This is a genomic window from Labrys sp. HAY1-8F (assembly GCF_056754975.1).
In genome coordinates, this window is record NZ_JBPGWZ010000002.1 from 4,080,590 (window position 1) to 4,102,819 (window position 22,230).

Below are 22,230 nucleotides of genomic sequence, written 5' to 3' on the forward strand. Positions count from 1 at the left end.
GCAGGCGCCGCGCTTCAGGCTGGTCTGAAGACCAGCCCCCCGAGAGCCGGCAGGCTCAGCGCACCAGTTCGAGGATCTCGAGCGTGCTGCAGCAGGTTTGCGGCAGTTCCAGGCGCAGCTTGCGCGGGCCAGCCTTGAACAGATAGGCCACCGCGTCGGATTTGGGCGATGCGCCATAGGCGACCGGCGGATCGTCGCCATTGGCATTGCCGCCGAGGAAGACGAAGCGGGTGTTGCTGACGCGGTAGAGAAAGCCGCTGACGCGCTGGGAGCCGTTCACCTTGGCGAAGAAGAGCTTGCCGCCGCGCTCGCTGATGGCGCATTTGAAATAGGGATAGGCATAGATGCTGCCCTTGCCGTCATTGGCCTTCGAGCCGTCGTCGAGCTGGGCGCTGCGGCAGCGCCAATTGCCGACGAGTTCGCGTGTATTGGCGATCGGCCTGGGATCGCCGGCGAGGATCTCCTCCAGGGCGATGCCGTCGGCGGTGTGGCGGGCATTGGAGCCGAGCACCGCATCGACGGCGCTGCGGCGCGTCTGCTCGAAATTCATCAGACGGGAGCGGTCGGCCTCCTCGATCGAAACAGGCAATAGCGGCGTGGGATCGAATTCGGAGGCGGCCAGGGCCGTGCCGGTGGAGGCCGCGAACCAGGCGAGAGCGACTACGGCCCAATGACATCTCGTCATGATGGAATTTCCAAGTGGCGGGGTGCCCTGTTTGCACCAGTCCAGGCGATCCTGGCAAGGCGGCCGCGGCGTCATGGGTCATTACCCAAAGGCCGGCCCGTCGTAGCCAGGAAGCAGGAGGTCAAGAAACAGCAGGACGCCAAGAAGCACTTGCCGAGGAGCTCGGCTATGGCGATAGAGAAGGCCGCGCTGGCAGTGGCGGGGCCTTGTTTGTGAACCTTCGGCTTTTCCCAAGCAGAGTTTTCCGACGGGCTCCGTCCATGGACCCCGCCGGAAAATTCTGCAAATATTTGATGTCTTGCGGATTACTCTCGATCGGGCCGGGGCCACGATCGAGAGTAATCTGCTTGACGACGATGCTGCTTCTTGCCGCCTTCGCCGGCATGGCCATAGTGGGCCGAGCCGAGGCGCGCCAGGAGAGCCTGGACGAGGCGATCTGCCGTCTGATCGAGACCACGGCCAAGGACAAGGGCATTCCGCCCGAACTCTTCACCCGGCTGATCTGGCGCGAGAGCAGTTTCCGTCCCCACGTCATCTCCAGTGCCGGCGCGCAGGGTATCGCCCAGTTCATGCCTGGCACGGCGGCCGAATGGCAACTCGACGATCCCTTCGATCCCGAAAAGGCGATTCCGGCTTCGGCCGCCTATCTCAGCGCGCTCAAGACGCAGTTCGGCAATTGGGGGCTGGCGCTGGCGGCCTATAATGCCGGGCCCAAGCGCCTCTCGGACTGGCTGGCGGGCGGGCGCTATCTGCCCTCGGAAACACGTGCCTATGTCTATTTCATCACCCATCGCAGCGTTGACGACTGGGTTTCGAACGACGGGCTCAAGGCCGGGGAGGAGCCCGCCGCCAAGCCGGTCGATTGCCTCGCCGTCGTCACCACCGTGCGCAGGGAGGTGCCGCGCCTGATCGAGGGCCCCTATGCGCCCTTCGGCGTGCAGCTGTCCGGCAATTTCTCCAAGGCGATCGCCATCGCCTCTTACGAGCGGGCGGTGAAGCGCTTCTCGGCCGTTCTGGCGGGCCGGGAGACATTGATTGTCGGCACGCGCATGGCCGGGCGCGGCCGGCGGGCCTTCTATCGTGTCCGCCTGCCAGCCCGCAGCCTGCGCGAGGCGAGTCTGCTGTGTGACAAGCTGCACCGCGTCGGCGGAAGTTGCGCGGTGCTGCGCAATTGAGGCTGCAGCAGCATCGTGCCGAAAAGTGGACTCCGGTTTTCGGCAAAAACGATGCGACAACAAAGATCCACGGCACGGGATCCGATTCCGAAATCGGATCTTGTGCCGTAGCGGTCGGCGCAAAGAAAAAGCCGGATGCGGGGGCACCCGGCAGTTGGGTCGTTGGGTCGGGCCAAAAAGCCCGAGGAAACTACGAGTGCGTCAACAGCTCGAAGTCATGCGGGCGAGCCCGCTCGAATGCCAGGAACGGTCTCAAGGCATCCGACTACACACTCAACCGGTGGGCCGGGATTTGGTTCCATGCTTCGTGCAGATTTTTTCAGGCGTCTTGCCTGGCTGCGGGAGATCGGGACCAGGCTCGTGTCGGTGTCGTTTATTCCGGAACATAACATGAACAAAATGCTCGACAGCCGCAGCCGGCTCGCCTAATTTTCCGGTCTCGAATCCGAAAGCATTTTGCGATTTGCCGAAGCGGATGAATCGCAACGGCATCTCGAAACAAGGCGTTGGAGCAAAAACGTTCTCGCATGAACGCGCTTTGCCCTGCGTTCGTGCTGATCAAGGCCGGGGCGGGCAGCAGACGCCCGTTCCGTCATCGGGGCAGGGCTCGTGCACCGTCCCGGTGGGGCGAGATATCTGCCGATTCCAGTCCTCTGAACAGGGAGAACCGTCAATGACCTCGCAAGCCAGCAAATCCGAACAGGCTTTGCCGGAAGATCTGGAAGCGAGCGTGGAGCGCGTCATCGCCGATTGTGACGGCGATGCGCGTGCGGCGGTGCGCGTCTTGCTGGTCGCCAACAGCCACGCCATGGCCGAGATCGCGGCGATCGAGGGCGAGATGGCCAAGCTCCTTGCCGACGTCTCGCGCGGCTATGCCCGCGGCCACTGGGAGTGGCTGCTGGAACGGGCGGAGATCGCCATTCCCTATTCCAGAGAGTAACCGAACGGAAATCAGTGCAACCGATTTGTCTGGTCAATGCACGCAGGAAAAGAAAAAGCCCGCTTGCGCGGGCTGGGAGGTTAGACGAGAGAGAGACGAGCTGGAAAGACACGAACGACACGGCAGGGAGGGGATCTGTTCGGAGAGTGCCGCGCCGTTCGCAGAATCAACGTAGCCGCTACGTTGTGTTCGCGCACACCGGCAAATTTGACGGACATTGAGAGACACCGGCACGCTGCTTCTGTCAGGCCGCGCCGTGTCGCGAGAGGCCGCCGGATCGCTTGCCTCGCGCCGGGCCGGTGGCTTATGACGGCCGGTATATCCGGCCCGGACACAGCGTCCGGGAGCCGGCTTCCGGCGCCCGCCGGGACGGCAGCCGAGAACGGCCGGCCGGGATTTCTGCAATGATGTGAAATGGATAATGAGTTATCTCGATAATTTTATCAATCGCATGACGGCCCAGCGCAGTTGCCTCGACCTCGCCGTCGAGCTCATCCGGGGGATCGAGGGGCCGGTGCTCGAATTCGGCCTCGGCCATGGCCGGACCTATGACCATTTGCGCCAGAACTTTCCCGATCGGGATATCTATGCCTTCGAAAAGCGCGTGAGCCCCAATGTCTTCGTGCGCCCGGCGGATGAATTGCTCTTCCTCGGCGATATCGGCGATACCATCCGCACGGCTGGACAGCGCTTGCCGCGCAAGGCCGCGCTGGCCCATTCCGACCTCGGCCTCAAGGACCGGCAGGGCGCCGTGCCGATCGTGGCCGATATCATCGCCTATCTGCCCGGTTTGATGGCGCAGGGAGGCTTCTATATCTCCAATGTCGATATTGCCCTGGTGGACGGCAAGCTGCCGCCCGCCTTCCGGCGCCGGGCGTTTCCGCAGGCGACGGGCGATCAGTATCACATCTACGAGATCGTCTGAGGCGGGCCACCGGGAGAACGACCATGAACGACAGCGTCGAGGAGATCGGCGGCGTCCGGGTGCTCGTCTGTGCTGCAGACGGTGAGAAGCTCGCCAGCGAAGCCGATATAAACGATTTTCTCAGCAAGGCCTGGGAACACGAGGCGGGGCTGGTTGCCATTCCGGTCACGCGGCTTGGCGACAACTTCTTCCGCCTGCGCACGCGGCTCGCCGGCGCCGTGGCGCAGAAATTCGTCAATTATCGCATGCGCCTCGCCGTGATCGGCGATATCTCGGCCTGGATCGCCGGCAGCGATGCCCTGCGTGATTTCGTCCGGGAGGCCAATCGCGGCCAGGACATCTGGTTCGCCGCCGATTTGGCGGAGTTGCGCAGCCGGTTGTAAGCTGGCAGCGGGGCGCCTGTCTCTTCCGCAAATGACGGCGCCGTCTCAAACGGGGTGAGCTAGGCGAAAACGGGACCAATGGTACGACTAGTTACCATCAGGTCGAAAACGACAATAATTTCAGGAGTAAATGGCGGAGAGGGAGGGACTGGCCCTTCTTCGCCTATAAATCTTTATATTTCAGTATCTTAGGCTATGATCAGTTTGAATGGTTTGTACCACCGCCACGTACCAACGTCTACCGTCATGATGCCTCAAATACACTTCCTATCTGCCCTCTTGTCTAAGGGTCTCGAATACGCGAACCGTGGCTTCTGCTAGGCCGAGTGAAGGATTTTCTCGACACAACTTTTCGACCTCCCCGAGGATGCCAAGGGCATCTGTCGAGTGCCCCACGTCTGCCCTGTCTGGAGTGGCCTTAGAGCGCCAGAGGTCCAACATCGTCCACGCTCCTGTTATCCATACATCGCCTCTAGCCTTGTTGCCGGATAACCACGTTGCGCAACTGGAGGCGCCCGGCCCAAATATCCGATATTTTCCCGCGTCCGCGCAGATGGAACTGGCGAGTACGGCACCCATAGCAATCACTGCTTGTTTGATCATTGTAACCCCCAATATTCATGCTTACCGATCAGTAGGGTAACCTAAAAGGGGACAAAATATCTCACCTCAAACTTTCTAGCAGGAGCCTCAGCGAGGTTGGAAACGCGCTTTCCCCCATAACTCATTCTCTGGCTCTCGCGCAAAGGGTTCGCGACTGTGAGATAATCAATGTAATCTCACCTCATGCGCAACTTACCTTCGTTCATTAGAAATCCCATTGTAGCGACCATTGCTACATTCCTCGTCACTAGCATCGTTTCTAGTGTCGTCCTTGGGTATTTCTTGCCGACAACATGCAGAGATGGCTGGCGCTCGCATTCCATCGGTTTGAGAGGTGCATGTTCATGGCATGGAGGGGTTTCAGATCATGGTAAGGGCTTCCTATCATTGCTTCTATCGCTCGGCGCATCGACCGCTATGTGGTTGTGGCGCCAGTCCATCGAGGATGCCGGGGCTATGCGCGAACGCGCGCAGGCAGCGGAGATACAGAAGGCAAGCGATGACGCGATCAAGCAAGAGGCCGCCGAGAGCGGCATGGCCTGCCCGTTGTGTGGGTTTCCTTTGCAAAAACGGTTAGCTCGACGCGGTCGCAATAAAAGGCGATTTTTCATGGGGTGCAGCCGCTACCCAAACTGCAAAGGTACGCGAACCTTACCGCCAGAGGAGCTCTAGGGAGCCCGTATGCGCCAGCCTATCATTCTTGGTAGATTGCCAATGCGTGTCCATTAATGCGGGCCATAGACTCCCCGCAGTCTCTCGCGAGGACTGCCGCAGCGGCGCTATCGTGGTAGTTGGTTCCAGATGCTATAGGGGCCTACAGTCAACATTGCCAACCCGAAGGCTTTACGGGCAGGGTGCCGGTGAACAGATGCCGATCAAAAGACGGTCCTTAGTCAATTTCCATTCCTTCCTGTTCATCACCAAGGCAGAATGCGCCGACCAACCGGAAAACACCATTGCTATTGTCGTGGGCCATAAGCGGAAGAGCATAACGCTCGGGCGATATTCTGCGAGGCCACTGATGAAACAAGCACGGCGGTGCGTCGAAGCGGTGAAACTGCCGAAACAATCGACGCACAAGCAACAGTGACGCCTATCTGATTACTTTTTCATTGTTTTCTCACGGAGTCACATAGGCCAAGTTTAAATCTAATTGTTTACTGCAAAGACGACTTATGTCATTACGCGTTTGATAAATAGAGTCACAGGGAGCAAACGTGGCAAAGGCTTTAACTGCACCCCGTAAGAGGGCACAAGAGGCACAGTCGGTTAGCGTCAACAGTGTGACATCATTTCTCAATGAAATATATAAATTAAAACCTACAACTGGAGTGCGCTGCTTTCGGGGAGAGGCAAGCGCATCTTGGAAATTGATGCCCTCTGTAATGCGGGGCCTACGTAGTGAGGCAGAAAGCAACATTATCAGCGAACTAATGGCGGAAGCACCTACGGAGTTCACAGAAGACAAGACCATGTTTGGTCGCCTTGTCCGCGCCCAACACTATGGGCTTCCTACACGATTGCTGGATGTCTCGCTAAACCCACTCGTTGGATTATTTTTTGCATGTTCAGATGAGCCGCAGCGCGACAAAGATGGAAAAGTTTTAATTTTAGATTTTCGTAAAGAGAATATTCGCTATCCGGATAGCGATACAGTAAGTTTGATTTGCAATCTATCTCGACTGACAGATGACGAACGAGATGAATTGAAGGAAACTGTATCGGATCGAAAGTCACCTGACAGCAAATTGCAACAACTGGAAAGCACGGAACGTCTTGCACAATTTGTTAGAATGGAGAAGCCGTATTTTCAAAATAAAATACGAGCCACTGATTTTCGCAAATATTTTTTCGTTTACCCATCAAAGTCAAATAGACGTGTAATGGCTCAGTCTGGAGCTTTCGTCGCTGCCGGTCTATTATCGTACAAATCATTCGACAATGTCGTCTCCTTTAAATTGTCCCAGATTGATATCCCTAAAGATAGCAAATCGAAAATAATTTCTGAATTAGATATTCTAAATATAAACTCTAGATCTCTTTTTCCTGAGGTAGAATACACATCGAGATATATTAAAAGAAAATGGGAGAAAGCAAAGTCTTCCGATATTATGGATATTTTGGGCAATTAATTCTCGGATTTCATCGGCATATACATAGTGGCATCCGGACAATTCTCTGTGATTGAGTGGAGTTTCTTCCTGTGCCAAAGAGTGTTTCAAGATATCCTGAATGAGGCGGCAGAGGCACGAGCCGCAACACCCGTGCCATCGACCAGGAGCCCGTATACGCCAGCCTATCGTTCCCGGTAGGTTGCCCTATGCGTGTCCTTTAATGAGCTTCAGTGCGCCCCTCACGGGTGCTATGAAGACCCTTCGAAAAGGAGAGTCGCAACATGGACGATAGTCGATACACAAACCTAACCGACCGCCTCCAGGTTGCCTGTAAGGAGCCTGCCAAGGTTCCCGAGAAGGAACTGAAGGACCTCCTGTCGCAGGCGAGATTTACCATCTTGCGGTTAGAGGCACTGGTCCAGGCGATGGATAGGACGGCTAACCAGAACGCTCCCGCACAAGGGGACCTGCACCTGCCCACTAGGGGCACCGAAATGTTTTGCCGGAAAAATCTGAGGAGAGGCCTCGACTGGAATAGTCGCGCAATCCCCCCATGCCCCCCTCGCGATGTCGCGCACGCGCCCGGAGATCAAAGCACGTGGATGGTATCGCGCCCGCTTTGAAACTTCTATCTATCTCTTTTGCCCCGCTTTCCCCCAAACCAACACGATGCCGCCCACCACCAAGGACCCCACAACGGTGCACACAAGTTGTTCAGGCAGTCCCCTACTCGACAGGTGCGGGGTGTTGAGCCACCGCCAAAAGCCTTCGTTCGGGTCTGATCTTTGGCTATAGGCGAACGCCGCGCCAAGCCATCCGCCTACCACGCATGCCGCGACAAGAGCCGCAAAGCGCTCTACCGACCAATTGAACACGGTAAATTCCTCATATCAGCGCAGAGCGCCACCATAGCACGGCCCAAACTGACCCGCTCGCAACGCCCGTAGTGCACCGACTAGACCACGCGAGGAACCCTGCGAATTCTGGCGTTGATCACCTCCCCGCTCTTGCTTGTGAGGCAGACCCGCCGTCCCTCTGGGCTGTCATAACCCCCATTCTCGGGCGCTTCCTGCCACGAGCGGAGAATGGCGTTCACACTCGGCAGGATGATTGTGCGCGCCTCTTCTCGCGTTATGCCGTTGATTTGGTAGAGGCTTTCATAGTCGGTCATCTTATGACGGACATGGTTGTCAATGGTGATGCCCACCGCTCGCCCCATCGTGGTTTTCGTCCACCACGGGCGCGAGGCGACTTTGCAATTACGGTGACAGTGCACTTAATTGGCAAGACGCATCTCAGAGATCGCCACCTTCGTGCCAAAAACGATAATGATTTCAGGGATAAATGGCGGAGAGGGAGGGATTTGAACCCCCGATGGAGTTGCCCCCATGCCGCATTTCGAGTGCGGTGCATTCAACCACTCTGCCACCTCTCCGCAGCTGGTCGGGCGCTTCATATAGATATGCGTCGCGCGGGGCAAGACCGGAACGGCGGAAAAATTGGGAGAAAGTTGCGGCAGCGGTGCTGCGCGGGATCACGGCGGGATGATCTGTGCGGGTCTCCCCGGCGCCGGGGTTCCGCCAACAAAATCGAGGTCTGTGTCGGTGTTTCGATTGCCAGCGGCGGGCGAGGTGCTTAAGTCGGGGGGCGCCTGCGTCGGGCAGGCGCCCTCGCGGCATTACAGCGGAGCCCATGTCCGTCACCTCTTCCGCCTATTCGGGATTTCGCCTCGCTTTGGAGGCGTTGCGCGGACATCGCGGCTGGGGGCCGGCCTGGCGCAAGGCGGCGCCCAAACAGGCCTATGACGTGGTGATCGTCGGCGGCGGCGGGCATGGCCTTGCCACGGCCTATTATCTCGCCAAGAATCACGGCATCGCCAATGTCGCGGTGCTGGAGCGCGGCGGCATCGGGCTCGGCAATGTCGGGCGCAACACCACCATCATCCGCTCCAATTATTTCTCGCCCGAGAACATCCGCTTCTACGACTTTTCGCTCAAATTGTGGGAAGGGCTCGAGGCCGAGCTCAACTACAATGCCATGGTCTCGCAGCGCGGCGCCCTCAACCTCGTGCATGCGGACGGCCAGCGCGACCTGCTGGCCCGCCGTGCCAACCAGATGCTGCTGGAAGGCGTCGATACCGAACTGCTCGACAAGGAGGGCGTCAAGCGCCTGGTGCCGCTGGTCGATGTCGACAACGGTCGCTTTCCCGTGCTCGGTGGCTTCCTGCAAAAGCGGGGCGGCACCGTTCGCCACGATGCGGTCGCCTGGGGCTATGCCCGTGCCGCCGACCGGCGCGGCGTCGACATCGTCGAAAATTGCGAGGTCACCGGCCTCACGCGTGAAGGCGAGGCGATCACCGGTGTTGAAACCAGCCTCGGCAGCATCCGCGCCGGCAAGGTGCTGTTCGCGGTGGCCGGGCATTCCTCGCTGCTGGCCGGTATGGCCGGTTTCCGCCTGCCGCTGGAGACCCATGTGCTGCAGGCCTTCGTTTCCGAGGCGGTCAAGCCGCTGATCGACTGCGTCGTCACCTATGGCGCCGGCCACTTCTATGTCAGCCAGTCGGACAAGGGCGGCCTCGTCTTCGGCGGGGCGCTCGATGGCTACAACTCCTATGCCAGGCGGGGCAGCCTGCCGATGGTGGAGGATGTGCTGGCGGCCGGCCTCACGCTGATGCCGGCCCTCGGGCGCCTGCGCGTGCTGCGCCAATGGGGCGGGGCGATGGACATGACCGCCGACGGCAATCCGATCATCTCGACGACGCCGGTGCGCAATCTCTACCTCAATGGCGGCTGGTGCTATGGCGGCTTCAAGGCGATCCCCGCCGGCGGTTTCACCACGGCGCATCTGGTGGCGACCGGCGCGCCACACCCGCTGATCGCCCATTTCGGCCTGCAACGCTTCCGGGAGGGGCGGGCGATCGACGAACGGGGCATCGGCCCCTATGCCTGGATGCATTGAGATGAGAAGCATCGCAATGACCGCAATTGTCATCCCCGGCCGAGCAGAGCGAGGGGAAGGGGCCATGGATCGTGCTCGTCAGCCCCTGGATCCCCTTCCCGCCACCTGCGGTGGCGCCGGGGATGACAGCCCTCTCGGTCCAGCGGATTTGCGAAGCGTCCTGACCGTCGAGGCTCGCCCATCATGCTGAGAATTGCCTGTCCCCATTGCGGCCTGCGCGACGAGGTCGAATTCCGTTATCGGGGCGATGCTTCGGTGCGGCGGCCGGGCGAAGAGGCCGAGGCGCAAGCCTATTACTACTATGTCTATGAGCGCGCCAATCCGGCAGGCTGGCATCTGGAATGGTGGCAGCATGTGTATGGCTGCCGGCAGGTGCTGAAGGTGCTGCGCGATACGGTCAACCACGAGATCCAGACCGTGGTTGCCGGGCAGAGTTTCCCGGCGGGGGCCACCGATGGGTCCCGCCGGGAAACTCTGCCTGGGCATGACGAGATCGCCCTGCCGGAGCGTTCGGCATGAGCGGTCCCCATCGCCTCGCCGAGGGCGGGCAGGTCGATCGCGGCAAGCCGCTGTCCTTCCGCTTCGACGGCAAGATCCTGCACGGCTATCGCGGCGATACGCTCGCCTCGGCGCTCCTGGCCAATGGCGTGCGCATCGTCGGGCGCTCGTTCAAATATCACCGGCCGCGCGGCATCTTCACGGCTGGGCCCGAGGAGCCCTCGGCCCTGGTGGAACTGCGCAAAGGCGCGCGGCGCGAACCCAACATTCCAGCGACCACGATCGAACTCTTCGAGGGACTGGAGGCGGTGAGCCAGAACCGCTGGCCTTCGCTCGGTTTCGACCTCGGCGCGGTGAATGGCTGGCTTTCGCCCTTTCTGCCGGCGGGCTTCTACTACAAGACCTTCATGTGGCCGCCAGCCTGGTGGGAGAAGGTGTATGAACCGCTGATCCGCCGGGCGGCGGGGCTGGGGCGGGCGGCGCGGGAGCCGGATCCCGACAGCTACGACACCATGCATGCCCATTGCGATCTGCTGGTCGTCGGCTCCGGCCCATCAGGGCTCGACAGCGCCCTGGCGGCGGGGCGGGCCGGCAAACGCGTGATCGTGCTGGAACAGGACTTCGCCTTCGGCGGCTCGGCGCTGCTCGATCCGGCGATGCGCGATGGCCTGACGGACAAGCTCGCCGAACTTGCGGCGCTTCCCGAGGTGACGCTGCTCAACCGCACCGGTGCCTATGGGCTCTATGACGGGCTGGTGGTCGGCGCCGTCGAGCGGGTGGCCGATCATCGCGCCACGCCGAAGCCGAACGAGGTGCGCCAGCGCCAATGGATCATCCGCCCGGGCAGGATCGTGCTCGCCACCGGCGCACAGGAACGCCTGATCGCCTTTCCCGGCAATGACCGGCCCGGGGTGATGCTGGCTTCGGCGGCCGCGACCTTCGCCGCGCGTTTCGGCGTGGCGCCGGGCCGGCGGGCGGCCTTCTTCGTCAACAATGATCGCGCCTATGAGGCGGTGAGGCAGCTTGCGCAAGCCGGCGTCGAGATTGCCGGTATCATCGATGTCAGGGCTGATTCGGCGGCCGGCCGCGAGGCGGAGCGATCGGGCATCCCCGTCTGGTTCGGGTCGCAGGTCTCCGCCACCGAAGGCACTCCCCTCCATGTCCTGACCATCACCTCGATCGCGGCAAGGCTGCGGCCGCAAATGCTGCTGGCCGATCTGCTCTGCATCTCGGGCGGCCATGATCCCCGGCTGCAACTGGCCGGCCAGGCCCGGTTGCCGTTCGAATGGGACGAAAAGGCCGTGTCTTTCCGCGCCAGGGGCAATGAGCGGATCGAGCTCGTCGGCGATGCCGCGGGGCCGGAGGGCGAGGGCACGCCGCCCCAGCCCTTCTGGGAGGCCAAGGTTTCGCGCGGCTCCCGCAAGGCCTTCGTCGGAAAGGCCTTCGTCGACCTGCAGCACGACGTCACCGCCGATGACCTGCGGCTCGCGGTGCGCGAAGGCTATGGCCATGTCGAGCACGCCAAGCGCTACACCACGCTCGGCATGGCCACCGACCAGGGCAAGACGGGTGGCCTCGTCGGGAGTGCCATCCTCGCCGGCGAGAAGGGCGAGAGCATCGCCGAAACGGGCCTGCCGACCTTCCGGCCCTATGCCGCGCCGGTCTCCTTCGGTGCGCTTGCCGGCGCCGAGACGGGCGAGCATTTCCGGCCCAAGCGCCGGCTCGCTCTGCATGACTGGCATTCACGGCATGGCGCCGTCTTCGTCAAGCTCGGGCTGTGGCTACGGCCCCTGGTCTATTCCCCCTCGCGCGATACAAGCTGGGCGCCGGTGCTGGCCGAAGCGAAGGCCGTCCGAGAGGCCGTCGGCGTCACCGATGCCTCCTCGCTCGGCAAGATCGACGTTCAGGGCCGCGATGCGGGCGTCTTCCTCGATCGTATCTATGCCAACGCCTTCTCCTCGCTGCCGGTGGGACGGGCGCGCTACGGCCTGATGCTGCGCGAGGACGGCATCGTCTTCGACGACGGCACCACATCGCGATTGGCCGAGGACCATTATTTCGTCACCACCACCACGGCCAATGCCGGGCCGGTGCTGGAGCATCTCGAATTCCACCATCAGGCGGTGTGGCCCGATCTCGACGTCCAGATCACCAATGTCGCCGAACAATGGGCGACCTTCGCGGTCGCCGGGCCGAAGGCAAGGGCGGTGCTCTCCCGCATCGCCAGCCAGGACCTCGATGGCCAGGCCTTTCCCTTCATGGCTGTCGTCGAGACCGTGATCGCCGGGGTTTCCGGCCGGCTCTTCCGCATCTCTTTCTCGGGCGAACTCGCCTATGAGGTTTCGGTGCCATCGGGCCATGCCGAGCCGGTATGGGAAGCGATCCTCGCCGCCGGCAAGCCCTTCGGCATCAAGCCCTATGGGCTGGATGCCCTCAATCTGCTGCGGATCGAGAAAGGGCATGTGGCGGGCAGCGAACTCAACGGCCAGACCACGGCCGATGATCTCGGCCTTGGCCGCATGCTCAAGAAAAAGGGCGATTATGTCGGCCGTGTCCTGGCAGGCCGTCCTGGCCTGACCGATGCCGGGCGCCTTACCCTGGTCGGCGTGAAGGTGGACGACTCCGGCCGCAAGCTGCGGGCCGGTGCCCATCTCACCGCCTCGGCCGAAGCCAAGGAGAGCCTGGGCTTCCTCACCGCGGCCTGCCCGACCACGCAGGGGGAGGGGTTCATCGGCCTTGCCCTGCTGCGCGGCGGCAAGGAGCGGATCGGCCAGAGGCTTCATGCCGCCGATCCCGTGCGCGGCGAAGCCTGCGAGGTCACCATCGTCTCCCCGCATTTCATCGATCCGGATAATCTCAGGGTGAAGGACGCTTCGCCGGTCGGAGCCGTCGAGCCGCTGCCTCTGCCGCGTTCCGTGCCCGGTCATCATGCTTTGATTCCGGATCGCCCCTCTGATCGCGTCGCCGAGGTGCAACTGGCCGAGCGCAGTCCCGACATCGCCGAGATCAAGCTGCGGCGGGGCGGCGATGCGGCCCTGCGCCGTGCGCTCCAGGCAGAATTCGGGCTCGATCTACCCGAGCCGGGCCGGTCGGCGGTCTCGGGGGCCCTGAAGGTGTTGTCATCAGGTCCCGGCGATTGGCTGGTTCTGGACAAGCATGGCCGGCCGGGCAGCCTTGCCGTCAGCCTCAAACATGCGCTCGGCGAGAGCGCTTCGGTGGTGGATCTGTCTTCCGCCTTCGGCGTGCTGCGCCTGTCGGGCGCCAAGGCCCGCACCGCCCTCATGAAACTATGCCGGATCGACCTGCATCCGCGCGTGTTCGGGCCGGGTCGTGTCGCACGGACCGTGATGGCGCAGATTCCCGTCCTGCTGCATCAGGTGTCCGACGAGCCGGCCTATGATCTTTTTGCGCCCTCGACCCTGGCCCAGGCTTTCGCCGAGGTGCTGGTCGAAAGCGCGGCCGAATATGGTCTGAAGCTGGATTGAGGTGACACGGTGGTTGCGGGCTTGAGGAAGCCCCCTCATCCCCCTGCCGGAGAAGGTGGCGGCAGCCGGATGAGGGGTGAACCTCATCCGGGCCACCCTTGCCTCAATGCTTGCTGGCCGACGCGGCACCGATACCGGTCTGCGAACGGACATACTGATCGTCGAAGCCGGCCCGGTCCTGGGCGGCGCGCTGGCTGTTGTCGAGCTTGGAGAACAGCCAGATTCCGGCAAAGGCGAGCACCATCGAGAACAGCGCCGGGTTCGAATAGGGGAACGGCGCCGAGCCCTTGGGGTGGCCGAGCACGGCTTCCCACACGCCGGGCGAGAGGATGACGCCGACGAGGGCGGAGATCAGGCCTAGATAGCCCCCGATGACCGCGCCGCGCGTGGTCATGCCACGCCACATCATCGACATCAGCAATACCGGGAAGTTGCAGGAGGCGGCGATGGCGAAGGCCAGGCCAACCATGAAGGCGACGTTGACGTTCTCGAAGGTGATGCCGAGCACCATGGCGACCACGCCGAGCACGACGGTGGTGATCTTGGAGACGCGGATCTCGTCCTGCTCCTTGGCCTTGCCGCCCTTGATGACCGTGGCGTAGAGGTCGTGGCTGATGGCGGAAGCGCCGGCGAGCGTCAGGCCTGATACCACCGCCAGGATGGTTGCGAAGGCGACGGCGGCGATGAAGCCGAGGAAGATGTTGCCGCCGACGGCCGAAGCCAGATGCACGGCCGCCATGTTCTCGCCGCCGCGGATGGAGGCCAGGCCCTTGGCCGGATCGGTCAGGAACTCCGGATTGGTCGAGACCAGGGTGATGGCGCCGAAGCCGATGATGAAGGTGAGAATGTAGAAATAGCCAATGAAGCCGGTGGCGTAGAACACCGATTTACGGGCCGCCTTGGCGTCCGCGACGGTGAAGAAGCGCATCAGGATATGCGGCAGGCCGGCCGTGCCGAACATCAGCGCGAGGCCGAGCGAAATGGCCGAGATCGGATTGGAGATCAGCGATCCCGGCTGCATGATCGCTTGGCCCTTGGGATGGACCTCGACGGCCTTGGCGAAGAGGGCCTCGGGGCTGAAGGAGAAGGTCGCCAGCACCATCAGGGCCATGAAGGTGGCGCCACCGAGCAACAGGCAGGCCTTGATGAGCTGCACCCAGGTGGTGGCGACCATGCCGCCGAAGGTGACATAGAGCATCATCAAGACACCGACGATAATGACGGCGTAGCTGTATTGCAGGCCGAACAGGAGCTGGATCAGCTTGCCGGCCCCGACCATCTGCGCGATCAGGTAGAAGGCGACCGTGACCAGGGTGCCACAGGTCGCCAGCACGCGGATCGGCGTCTGCTTGAAGCGGAAGGACGCCACGTCGGCGAAGGTGAACTTGCCGAGATTGCGCAGGGGTTCGGCGATCAGGAATGTCACGATCGGCCAGCCGACCAACCAGCCGATCGAATAGATCAGGCCGTCATAGCCGGAAAGATAGACCAGGCCGGAAATGCCGAGGAAGGAGGCGGCCGACATGAAATCGCCTGCAATGGCGAGGCCGTTCTGAAAACCGGTGATGCCGCCGCCCGCCGTATAGAACTGGGAGGTCGACTTGGTTCGGCGGGCCGCCCAGGCGGTGATGGCCAGGGTAAGGAGCACGAACAGGCCGAACATGATGATGGCGTGCCAGTTCGTGGCCTGCTGCTGCACAGGCCCCGAGACCGCATCGGCGAAGGCCCGATTTGCCGTCAGGGCGAGGATAGGGGCGGCGAGGAGAAGGGCGCGGCGTGCCATCAGCGGGCCTCCTCGACGATTTCACGGGTCAGTGTGTCGAATTCGGCATTGGCCTTGCGGACATAGATGCCCGTGAGGATGAAGGCGGTGATGATGACGAGCAGGCCGATCGGAATGCCGATCGTGGTCACCCCAGTACCCAGATGCTGGCCCAGCACGCCGGGCAGATAGGCGACGACCAGGATGAAGCCGAAATAGATGATCATCATGATGGCCGAAAGCGTAAGGCCAAGCGTTCGCCGGCGCCTTACGAGTTCCTGATATTTTGGATTTTGCTCAATGGATTTGTAAGAAGACATTGCGTTTCCCCCGACGACACCTTGCAGGCAAGGCGGCCCAAATGTTTTGCAGGTCCACCGTCCGGTTCAACCTAGGATTAAGCCAACATGTCGCGCAATGGACAATTGCGGCTATTCCCAATCCATTGAACGCCTTGCGCTTGTTGTTGGGAGCTATTCCGATGATCGGGCTTCGGCCGTACCTGATTCCTTAGGAGAGTCGTTACCGGCCGGAGGGAATGCTGGATCCGACGCACCCCGGAGAACTGGTGAAAACTCGGACTGGTCAACAATATCTTAACAGCCGCTACCTAGCTTGACCGCGTCACGAGCGGATAAGGCGGGCATGGAGACGATCTCGGTCATTCTACTTTTGTTGCTGGCGGTCGTTCTCAGCGGCGCGCTGGCCAGGATGCTGCCGATCGTCCTGCCGCTGCCGCTGGTCCAGATCGGTTTCGGCGCGCTCATCGCGTCCTTCGCCAGCTTCAAGGTCGAGCTCGACCCGCAGGTCTTCTTCCTCCTGTTTCTGCCGCCGCTTCTGTTCCTGGATGGCTGGCGCATCCCCAAGGACGGCCTGTTCCGCGACAAGGGGACGATCATAGAGCTCGCTTTGGGCCTGGTGGTCTTCACCGTGATCGGTGTCGGCTTCTTCATCCACTGGATCATCCCTTCCATGCCGCTGGCGGTGGCTTTTGCGCTTGCGGCCGTCGTTTCGCCGACCGATCCCATTGCGGTATCGGCCATCGCTGCCAGGGTCCCCGTGCCCAAGCGGCTGATGCATGTGCTGGAAGGCGAATCGCTGCTGAACGACGCCTCCGGCCTCGTTTGCATGCGTTTTGCCGTCGCCGCGGCCTTGACCGGCACCTTCTCCTTCACCAGCGCGCTCGGCACTTTCATCTGGGTGGCGAGCGGTGGCGTCGCCATCGGCATCGCCGTTACCTGGGGGGCGTCCCTCGCCAATCGCTGGGTCGCCCGCCGCTTCGGCGACGAGGCGGGTTCGCAGGTGCTGGTCAGCCTGCTGATCCCCTTTGCCGCCTATCTCCTCGCCGAAGAACTGCATTGCTCGGGCATCCTGGCTGCCGTAGCCGCCGGCATGACCATGAGCTATGTCGAGCGCCTCGGCCAGTCGCTGGTCGCTGCCCGCATGCGCGGCGGTGCGGTGTGGGACATGGTACAATTCGCTGCCAACGGCATCATCTTCGTGCTGCTAGGCGAGCAGATCCCGCAGATCGTCGCCGCTGCGGCCGAAAGCCATGGCGCGATCTGGATGATCGTCTATGTCCTCGCTATCACGCTGTCGCTGGCGATCCTGCGTTTCCTGTGGGTGTGGACCTCGCTGCGCTTCACCCTGTTCCGGGCCGCGCGCAAGGGCAAGGTGGAGGTACTGCCGAGCTGGCGGCTGATCGCCGCCGCTTCGTTGGCCGGCGTGCGCGGTGCCATCACCCTGGCCGGCGTGCTGACGCTACCCCTGACCCTGACCGACGGTTCGCCTTTCCCGGCGCGCGATCTTGCCATTTTCCTGGCGGCCGGGGTGATCGTGATGTCCCTGGTGGCTGCGAGCGTGGGGCTTCCCCGCCTGCTCAAAGGCCTTGAGCTGCCGCCCGAGCCCTCGCATCAGGAGGAAGAGGACCAGGCCCGCATCGCCGCGGCGGAAGCCGCGATCAAGGCGATCGAGCGGACCCAGCACGAATTGGGGTTGGGGCGCAGCGATGCCGATCTCTATGCCGATGCCAGCGTGCGAATCATGGATCTCTATCGCCAGCGCATCGACGGGAGGCTGCAGACCGGTGAGGAAGCCGAGCTGACGCGGCGTATCGACGAGATCGAGCGCCAGCTGCGCCTGGCGGGCCTCAGGGCCGAGCGCGACCAGATCTTCCAGTTCGCCCGGACCCGGCGGCTTTCGGATGAGGTGGCCCGCAGATTGGTGCGCGAGCTTGATTTGCTGGAAGCACGCTTCGCGACGGGGTGAGCCCTGGAATCGCAGGCTTCCAGCCTGCGTCGTGGAAACGCTACGCCTGTGGCAGGCGAAGATGCAGGCTGGAAGCCCATAGGCGCCAACTTTGCGGCCAGAGGCGCAGGTGGTGTGGAGGGTCGATCTCCACAGCTCCATCAATTGATGGAGCGAGATCGACCACCTTTGTCCTCTATCTGGCCGACATTTCCAAGATGGTCGATCTGGAGATCGACCCTCCAATCTGGTGCCACCACCCAAAGTTGGCGCTCATGGGCTGGAAGCCTGCGATCCCCGGGCCAATGCGTTTCCTTATCCATCATTTGTTTCCTATCCTCACTTTTAGCCTGAAAAATCTGATGAGTTGACTCTGGTCATGTTTGTTTTGTCATCAGGACGTTTTCCCTACCATCGTCGCGGAGCGGCCTGATGTCGTGTATCAGGGACCTGTTGCCGTGAAAGGGTCCCGAGAATGAAGAGCGAAGTGCGTGCCGTTGTCATCGGCGGTGGCGTGGTGGGATGTTCCATCCTCTATCACCTGGCCAAGATCGGTTGGACGGATGTCGCGCTCATCGAGAAGAACGAGCTGACCTCGGGTTCGACCTGGCACGCCGCCGGCGGCATGCACACCTTCAATGGCGATGCCAACGTCTCCAAGCTGCAGAAATATACGATCGACCTCTATCGCGAGCTGGAGGCCCTGACGGGCCAGTCCTGCGGCATCCACGCCAATGGCGGCCTGATGCTGGCCGCCAATGAGGGCGAGATGGACTATCTGCGCCTCGTCGCCAGCCGTGCCCGCTATCTCGACATGGAAACCGAGATCATCCCGGTGGCAGAGGCCAAGCGTCGCAACGTGCTGATCGAGGAGAAATACTTCACCGGCGCGCTCTGGCGCTCGGATGGCGGCCATGTCGATCCCTGGGGCACCACCCATGCCTATGCCGGCGCGGCTCGCAAGCTGGGCGCCGAGATCCACCGCTTCACCCGCGTCACTGGCCTCAGCCAGCGTCCCGACGGCTCCTGGGACGTCGCCACCGACAAGGGCTCCATCCATGCCGAGCATGTCGTCAATGCCGGCGGCCTGTGGGCCCGCGAGATCGGGCGGATGGTCGGCATCGAGCTGCCGGTGCTGGCGATGGAGCACCACTATATCGTCACCGAGGCCATCCCGGAGCTGGAAGGACTGGACAAGGAGATCATCAACACCACCGATTTCTCCGGCGAGATCTATGTGCGCCAGGAAGGCAAAGGGGCTCTGCTTGGCACCTACGAGCATAATTGCACGCCCTGGTCTGTTGACAAGACGCCGGATGATTTCGCCACCCAGTTGTTGCCCGACAATTTCGACCGCATCGCCCCAGAACTCGAGGTCGGCTTCGAGCACTTCCCCGCTGTCGGCCGGGCCGGCGTGAAGAAATCGATCAACGGCCCCTTCACCTTCGCGCCGGACGGCAACCCGCTGGTCGGCCCGGTCAAGGGCCTGCCGAATTTCTGGGTGGCCTGTGCCGTGATGGCGGGCTTCAGCCAGGGTGGCGGCATCGGCCTGACCCTGTCGCGCTGGATGGCCGAGGGCGATCCGGGTGCCGACATCATGGCCATGGACGTCGCACGCTTCGGTGTGTTCGCCACGCCGCGCTATACCAAGGCCAAGGTGATCGAGAATTACCGCCGGCGCTTCCGCCTTGCCTTCCCCAACGAGGAGTTGCCGGATGCGCGGCCGCTGCGGCGCACGCCTGTCTATGGCCGCCTGAGACGAGCGGGTGCCGTGTTCGGCGCTAATTTCGGCCTGGAGCATGCGCTCTGGTTCGCCCCGCCCGGGGTCGAACCCGTCGAGAACCCGACCTATCGGCGCTCCAACGCCTTCCCGCATGTCAGGGGCGAATGCCTGGCGGTGCGCGAGGCCGTCGGCATCTATGAGACCTCCAATTACGGTAAATACGAGATCGAGGGCGCCGGCGCCCGCGCCTGGCTCGACAAGCTGCTGGCCTGCAAGCTGCCGAAACCCGGCCGCATGGCGATCGCGCCGATGCTCAACCCTGAGGGGCGCATCGTCGGCGATCTCTCCATCGCCTGCCTTGCCTTGGACCGCTATCTCCTGATCGGCTCGGGCTTCGCCGAGGCCTATCACCTGCGCTGGTTCTGGCTGCAGAACCCGCCCGCCGACGTGCATGTGCGCTCGGCGGCATCGACGCTCACGGGTTTCTCCATCGCCGGCCCCAATGCCCGCACGCTGATGCAGCGCCTGGTGCGTGAGGACCTCTCGCCCGATGCCTTCAAGCTCTTCGCCGTAAAGGAAACCGCCGTCGGCATGTCCCCGGTGATCTTCTCCCGCGCCGGTTTCACCGGGGAGCTCGGTTATGAGATCTGGGCGACGCCCGACTACCAGGCCACGCTCTATGATGAGATCTTCGAGGCCGGACGCGATCTCGGCCTCAGGCATTTCGGCGGCCGGGCTCTGTCGTCCCTGCGCATCGAAAAGGCCTATGGCTCTTTCAACAAGGATTTCAGGCCCGATTACACGCCTGCCGAAACGGGTCTCGATCTCTTTGTCGACTTCAAGAAGGAAGGTTTCACAGGTCGCGACGCCGTGCTCGCGGAGCGCGAGCGGGGCCCGAAGAAGAAATTCACCGTGCTGGAGGTCGACACCGATACCGAGGTGATCGGCTATGAGCCGATCCTCAAATCGGGCAAGGTCGTCGGCCACGTCACCTCCGGCAGCTATGGCCATTATGTCGGCAAAAGCGTGGCCATCGGCTACATCAAGTCCGAATATCACGAGGACGGCGGCGAATTCGCCATCGACATCTTTGGCAGGGAATGCCCGGCCATCATCCGCAAGGCTCCCTTGCACGATCCGAACGGCGGAAGGTTGCGCGGATGAGCCAGGATCCCTCGGACCAGCCTATCGCCCGCGAGAACACGCCGCCGGAGCACGGTCGTGCCGGCCGCCGCGAACGCGGCAGCCGCAACACTGGGGCGGCAACCCCGCCGATGCCGCGGCTCACCAATCGCTTCGCGCCGGTCGACATCCTCTCGCCCGAACAGGTCGAGCGCATCCTCGATGCCGCCTTCACTCTGCTCGAAACCGACGGCATGAAGATCCTCAGCCCGAGGGCGCGTGAGACCTATCGTACCCACGGAGCGCTGGTGGACGAGGCGACGCAGATGGTGCGCCTCGGCCGCGATATCGTCGAGGCCATGCTGGCCAAGGCTCCGTCGTCCTTTGTGCTGCATGCACGCAACCCCGAGCGGGACCTGCATGTCGGCGGCAATGTCGTCAATTTCGGCCCGGTCAACGGCGCGCCCAATGTGCGTGACCTCGAGCGCGGCCGGCGCTATGGCGACTTGGAGGCCTTCCGCGACATCCTCAAGATCACCAATGGCCTGGGCCTCCTGCATTGGCAGGGCGGCGTGGTGGTGGAGCCGGTCGATATCGCCGTCCCCGTGCGGCATCTGGAAATGTATCGCGCCCATATCGAATTGTCGGATCTGGTCTGGGCGGCGCGCGGTGTCGGCGGCGTGCAGGCGCGTGATGCGCTCGCCCTTTCGGCGATCGAGCACGGCTGCAGCATCGAGGCCCTGGCGGACCGTCCAACCCTGATGACGGTGACCAATGTCAACTCGCCCCGCGTGGTGGACGAGGAGATCATGGACTCCATCATGACCATGGCCTGTAATGGCCAATGCGTGGTGATCACTCCCTTCACCTTGATGGGCGCCATGGCACCGGTAACTTTGGCCGGTGCCCTGGTGCAGCAGACGGCAGAAGCCTGCGCCATCATGGCTCTCTGCCAGATGCTGCGTCCCGGCGCGCCCTGCGTGATGGGCGGCTTCACGTCGAATGTCGACATGAAGACGGGTTCGCCCGCCTTCGGCACGCCCGAATATGTCAATGCGGCCCTGGCGACCGCCCAGCTCGGTCGGCGCCTCGGCGTGCCGGTGCGCACCAGCGCCGTCAATGCCAGCCCGGCGCCGGACGCTCAGGCGACCTGGGAGACCAGCTTCTCGCTCTGGGCAGCGATCATGAGCCATAGCCACCTCATCAACCACGCGGCCGGCTGGCTCGAGGGCGGCCTGTCGGCCAGCCTCGAAAAGATCGTGATCGACGCCGAATTGCTGCGCGGCTGGGCCGAGATCCTCAAACCCATCGAGTTCGGCGACGACGAGATCGCCCTCGATGCCATCCGCGGCGTGGCGCCGGGCGGCCATTTCTTCGGCTCGCCCCACACGCTTGCCCGTTATGAGAACGCCTTCTACCGCCCGGTGCTCTCCGATTGGTCCAATTTCGAGAATTGGCGCGATGCCGGTGAGCGTACCGCGACCGATCGTGCGCTGGGGATTTGGAAGAAAACGCGGGATGCCTATGTTCCGCCGCCGCTCGATCCGGCCGTGCGCGAGGCAATGGACGCCTATATCGCCAAGCGCAAGGAGGAGATCGGGGGGTAGGAC

16 protein-coding genes and 1 tRNA gene are annotated in these 22,230 nt (G+C 62.4%); 12 read left to right on the forward strand and 5 right to left on the reverse strand.

Going from position 1 to position 22,230, the window contains the following annotated elements:
* Positions 1 to 55: 55 nt before the first annotated feature.
* Positions 56 to 685 carry a DUF4893 domain-containing protein gene (locus ACR9ZN_RS27880; protein ID WP_454812538.1) on the reverse strand — a complete coding sequence of 210 codons (630 nt, stop codon included), beginning with the start codon at positions 683 to 685 and terminating at the stop codon, positions 56 to 58.
* A 356-nt stretch (positions 686 to 1,041) separates the two neighbouring features.
* Between ACR9ZN_RS27880 and ACR9ZN_RS27885 the strand changes: the two genes are divergently transcribed.
* The 6 genes from ACR9ZN_RS27885 to ACR9ZN_RS27910 all read left to right on the forward strand — a co-directional run bounded on the left by ACR9ZN_RS27885 (position 1,042) and on the right by ACR9ZN_RS27910 (position 6,843).
* Complete coding sequence (locus ACR9ZN_RS27885) at positions 1,042 to 1,860, forward strand: lytic transglycosylase domain-containing protein (protein WP_481274397.1); 819 nt, start codon at positions 1,042 to 1,044, stop codon at positions 1,858 to 1,860.
* A 673-nt stretch (positions 1,861 to 2,533) separates the two neighbouring features.
* Positions 2,534 to 2,800 carry a hypothetical protein gene (locus tag ACR9ZN_RS27890; protein WP_434954932.1) on the forward strand — a complete coding sequence of 89 codons (267 nt, stop codon included), beginning with the start codon at positions 2,534 to 2,536 and terminating at the stop codon, positions 2,798 to 2,800.
* 421 nt (positions 2,801 to 3,221) lie between these two features.
* Entirely contained in the window at positions 3,222 to 3,725 is a 504-nt protein-coding gene (locus tag ACR9ZN_RS27895) for a class I SAM-dependent methyltransferase (RefSeq protein ID WP_441771408.1), read from the forward strand.
* Positions 3,726 to 3,748: 23 nt separating this feature from the next.
* Positions 3,749 to 4,108 carry a DUF4180 domain-containing protein gene (locus tag ACR9ZN_RS27900; protein WP_481273717.1) on the forward strand — a complete coding sequence of 120 codons (360 nt, stop codon included), beginning with the start codon at positions 3,749 to 3,751 and terminating at the stop codon, positions 4,106 to 4,108.
* A gap of 1,137 nt (positions 4,109 to 5,245) precedes the next feature.
* On the forward strand, positions 5,246 to 5,383 hold the full coding sequence (locus tag ACR9ZN_RS27905; RefSeq protein WP_481274398.1) for a topoisomerase DNA-binding C4 zinc finger domain-containing protein: 138 nt from the start codon (positions 5,246 to 5,248) through the stop codon (positions 5,381 to 5,383).
* Between the two features lie 545 nt (positions 5,384 to 5,928).
* Positions 5,929 to 6,843 (forward strand): FRG domain-containing protein, encoded by a 915-nt coding sequence (locus tag ACR9ZN_RS27910; protein WP_481273718.1) that lies wholly within the window; start codon positions 5,929 to 5,931, stop codon positions 6,841 to 6,843.
* A 937-nt stretch (positions 6,844 to 7,780) separates the two neighbouring features.
* Here the strand turns inward: ACR9ZN_RS27910 and ACR9ZN_RS27915 are convergent.
* Complete coding sequence (locus ACR9ZN_RS27915) at positions 7,781 to 8,044, reverse strand: DUF2293 domain-containing protein (RefSeq protein WP_481273719.1); 264 nt, start codon at positions 8,042 to 8,044, stop codon at positions 7,781 to 7,783.
* 126 nt (positions 8,045 to 8,170) lie between these two features.
* Positions 8,171 to 8,260, reverse strand: a tRNA-Ser gene (locus ACR9ZN_RS27920).
* Positions 8,261 to 8,517: 257 nt separating this feature from the next.
* Between ACR9ZN_RS27920 and ACR9ZN_RS27925 the strand changes: the two genes are divergently transcribed.
* From ACR9ZN_RS27925 to ACR9ZN_RS27935, 3 genes are all read left to right on the forward strand, one after another.
* Positions 8,518 to 9,783, forward strand: a complete 1,266-nt coding sequence (locus tag ACR9ZN_RS27925; RefSeq protein WP_481273720.1) for a sarcosine oxidase subunit beta family protein — start codon at positions 8,518 to 8,520, stop codon at positions 9,781 to 9,783.
* Positions 9,784 to 9,966: 183 nt separating this feature from the next.
* A complete protein-coding gene (locus ACR9ZN_RS27930; RefSeq protein ID WP_481273721.1) occupies positions 9,967 to 10,302 on the forward strand; it encodes a sarcosine oxidase subunit delta in 336 nt (111 codons plus the stop codon).
* Complete coding sequence (locus ACR9ZN_RS27935; RefSeq protein ID WP_481273722.1) at positions 10,299 to 13,766, forward strand: 2Fe-2S iron-sulfur cluster-binding protein; 3,468 nt, start codon at positions 10,299 to 10,301, stop codon at positions 13,764 to 13,766. Before ACR9ZN_RS27930 ends, ACR9ZN_RS27935 begins: the two co-directional genes overlap by 4 nt.
* A gap of 103 nt (positions 13,767 to 13,869) precedes the next feature.
* On the opposite strand, the gene ACR9ZN_RS27940 is transcribed toward ACR9ZN_RS27935, so the two are convergent.
* Positions 13,870 to 15,549, reverse strand: a complete 1,680-nt coding sequence (locus ACR9ZN_RS27940) for a cation acetate symporter (protein WP_481273723.1) — start codon at positions 15,547 to 15,549, stop codon at positions 13,870 to 13,872.
* Entirely contained in the window at positions 15,549 to 15,848 is a 300-nt protein-coding gene (locus ACR9ZN_RS27945; RefSeq protein WP_441771403.1) for a DUF485 domain-containing protein, read from the reverse strand. Before ACR9ZN_RS27945 ends, ACR9ZN_RS27940 begins: the two co-directional genes overlap by 1 nt.
* Positions 15,849 to 16,173: 325 nt before the next feature.
* On the opposite strand from ACR9ZN_RS27945, the gene ACR9ZN_RS27950 reads away from it, so the two are divergent.
* The 3 genes from ACR9ZN_RS27950 (at position 16,174) to ACR9ZN_RS27960 (ending at position 22,227) form a co-directional block, all read left to right on the forward strand.
* Positions 16,174 to 17,796 (forward strand): Na+/H+ antiporter, encoded by a 1,623-nt coding sequence (locus tag ACR9ZN_RS27950; RefSeq protein WP_454812553.1) that lies wholly within the window; start codon positions 16,174 to 16,176, stop codon positions 17,794 to 17,796.
* A 454-nt stretch (positions 17,797 to 18,250) separates the two neighbouring features.
* Entirely contained in the window at positions 18,251 to 20,662 is a 2,412-nt protein-coding gene (locus tag ACR9ZN_RS27955) for a GcvT family protein (RefSeq protein WP_481273724.1), read from the forward strand.
* Positions 20,659 to 22,227 carry a trimethylamine methyltransferase family protein gene (locus ACR9ZN_RS27960; protein ID WP_481273725.1) on the forward strand — a complete coding sequence of 523 codons (1,569 nt, stop codon included), beginning with the start codon at positions 20,659 to 20,661 and terminating at the stop codon, positions 22,225 to 22,227. The genes ACR9ZN_RS27955 and ACR9ZN_RS27960 overlap by 4 nt, the downstream gene beginning before the upstream one ends.
* Positions 22,228 to 22,230 lie beyond the last annotated feature (3 nt).

Excerpts from the sequence above, each read along its gene's own strand:
- ACR9ZN_RS27880 (WP_454812538.1), bottom strand. The coding sequence starts at position 685 with ATGACGAGATGTCATTGGGCCGTAGTCGCTCTCGCCTGGTTCGCGGCC.
- ACR9ZN_RS27885 (WP_481274397.1), top strand. The coding sequence starts at position 1,042 with ATGCTGCTTCTTGCCGCCTTCGCCGGCATGGCCATAGTGGGCCGAGCC.
- ACR9ZN_RS27890 (WP_434954932.1), top strand. The coding sequence starts at position 2,534 with ATGACCTCGCAAGCCAGCAAATCCGAACAGGCTTTGCCGGAAGATCTG.
- ACR9ZN_RS27895 (WP_441771408.1), top strand. The coding sequence starts at position 3,222 with ATGAGTTATCTCGATAATTTTATCAATCGCATGACGGCCCAGCGCAGT.
- ACR9ZN_RS27900 (WP_481273717.1), top strand. The coding sequence starts at position 3,749 with ATGAACGACAGCGTCGAGGAGATCGGCGGCGTCCGGGTGCTCGTCTGT.
- ACR9ZN_RS27905 (WP_481274398.1), top strand. The coding sequence starts at position 5,246 with ATGGCCTGCCCGTTGTGTGGGTTTCCTTTGCAAAAACGGTTAGCTCGA.
- ACR9ZN_RS27915 (WP_481273719.1), bottom strand. The coding sequence starts at position 8,044 with ATGGGGCGAGCGGTGGGCATCACCATTGACAACCATGTCCGTCATAAG.
- ACR9ZN_RS27925 (WP_481273720.1), top strand. The coding sequence starts at position 8,518 with ATGTCCGTCACCTCTTCCGCCTATTCGGGATTTCGCCTCGCTTTGGAG.
- ACR9ZN_RS27930 (WP_481273721.1), top strand. The coding sequence starts at position 9,967 with ATGCTGAGAATTGCCTGTCCCCATTGCGGCCTGCGCGACGAGGTCGAA.
- ACR9ZN_RS27935 (WP_481273722.1), top strand. The coding sequence starts at position 10,299 with ATGAGCGGTCCCCATCGCCTCGCCGAGGGCGGGCAGGTCGATCGCGGC.
- ACR9ZN_RS27940 (WP_481273723.1), bottom strand. The coding sequence starts at position 15,549 with ATGGCACGCCGCGCCCTTCTCCTCGCCGCCCCTATCCTCGCCCTGACG.
- ACR9ZN_RS27945 (WP_441771403.1), bottom strand. The coding sequence starts at position 15,848 with ATGTCTTCTTACAAATCCATTGAGCAAAATCCAAAATATCAGGAACTC.
- ACR9ZN_RS27950 (WP_454812553.1), top strand. The coding sequence starts at position 16,174 with ATGGAGACGATCTCGGTCATTCTACTTTTGTTGCTGGCGGTCGTTCTC.
- ACR9ZN_RS27955 (WP_481273724.1), top strand. The coding sequence starts at position 18,251 with ATGAAGAGCGAAGTGCGTGCCGTTGTCATCGGCGGTGGCGTGGTGGGA.
- ACR9ZN_RS27960 (WP_481273725.1), top strand. The coding sequence starts at position 20,659 with ATGAGCCAGGATCCCTCGGACCAGCCTATCGCCCGCGAGAACACGCCG.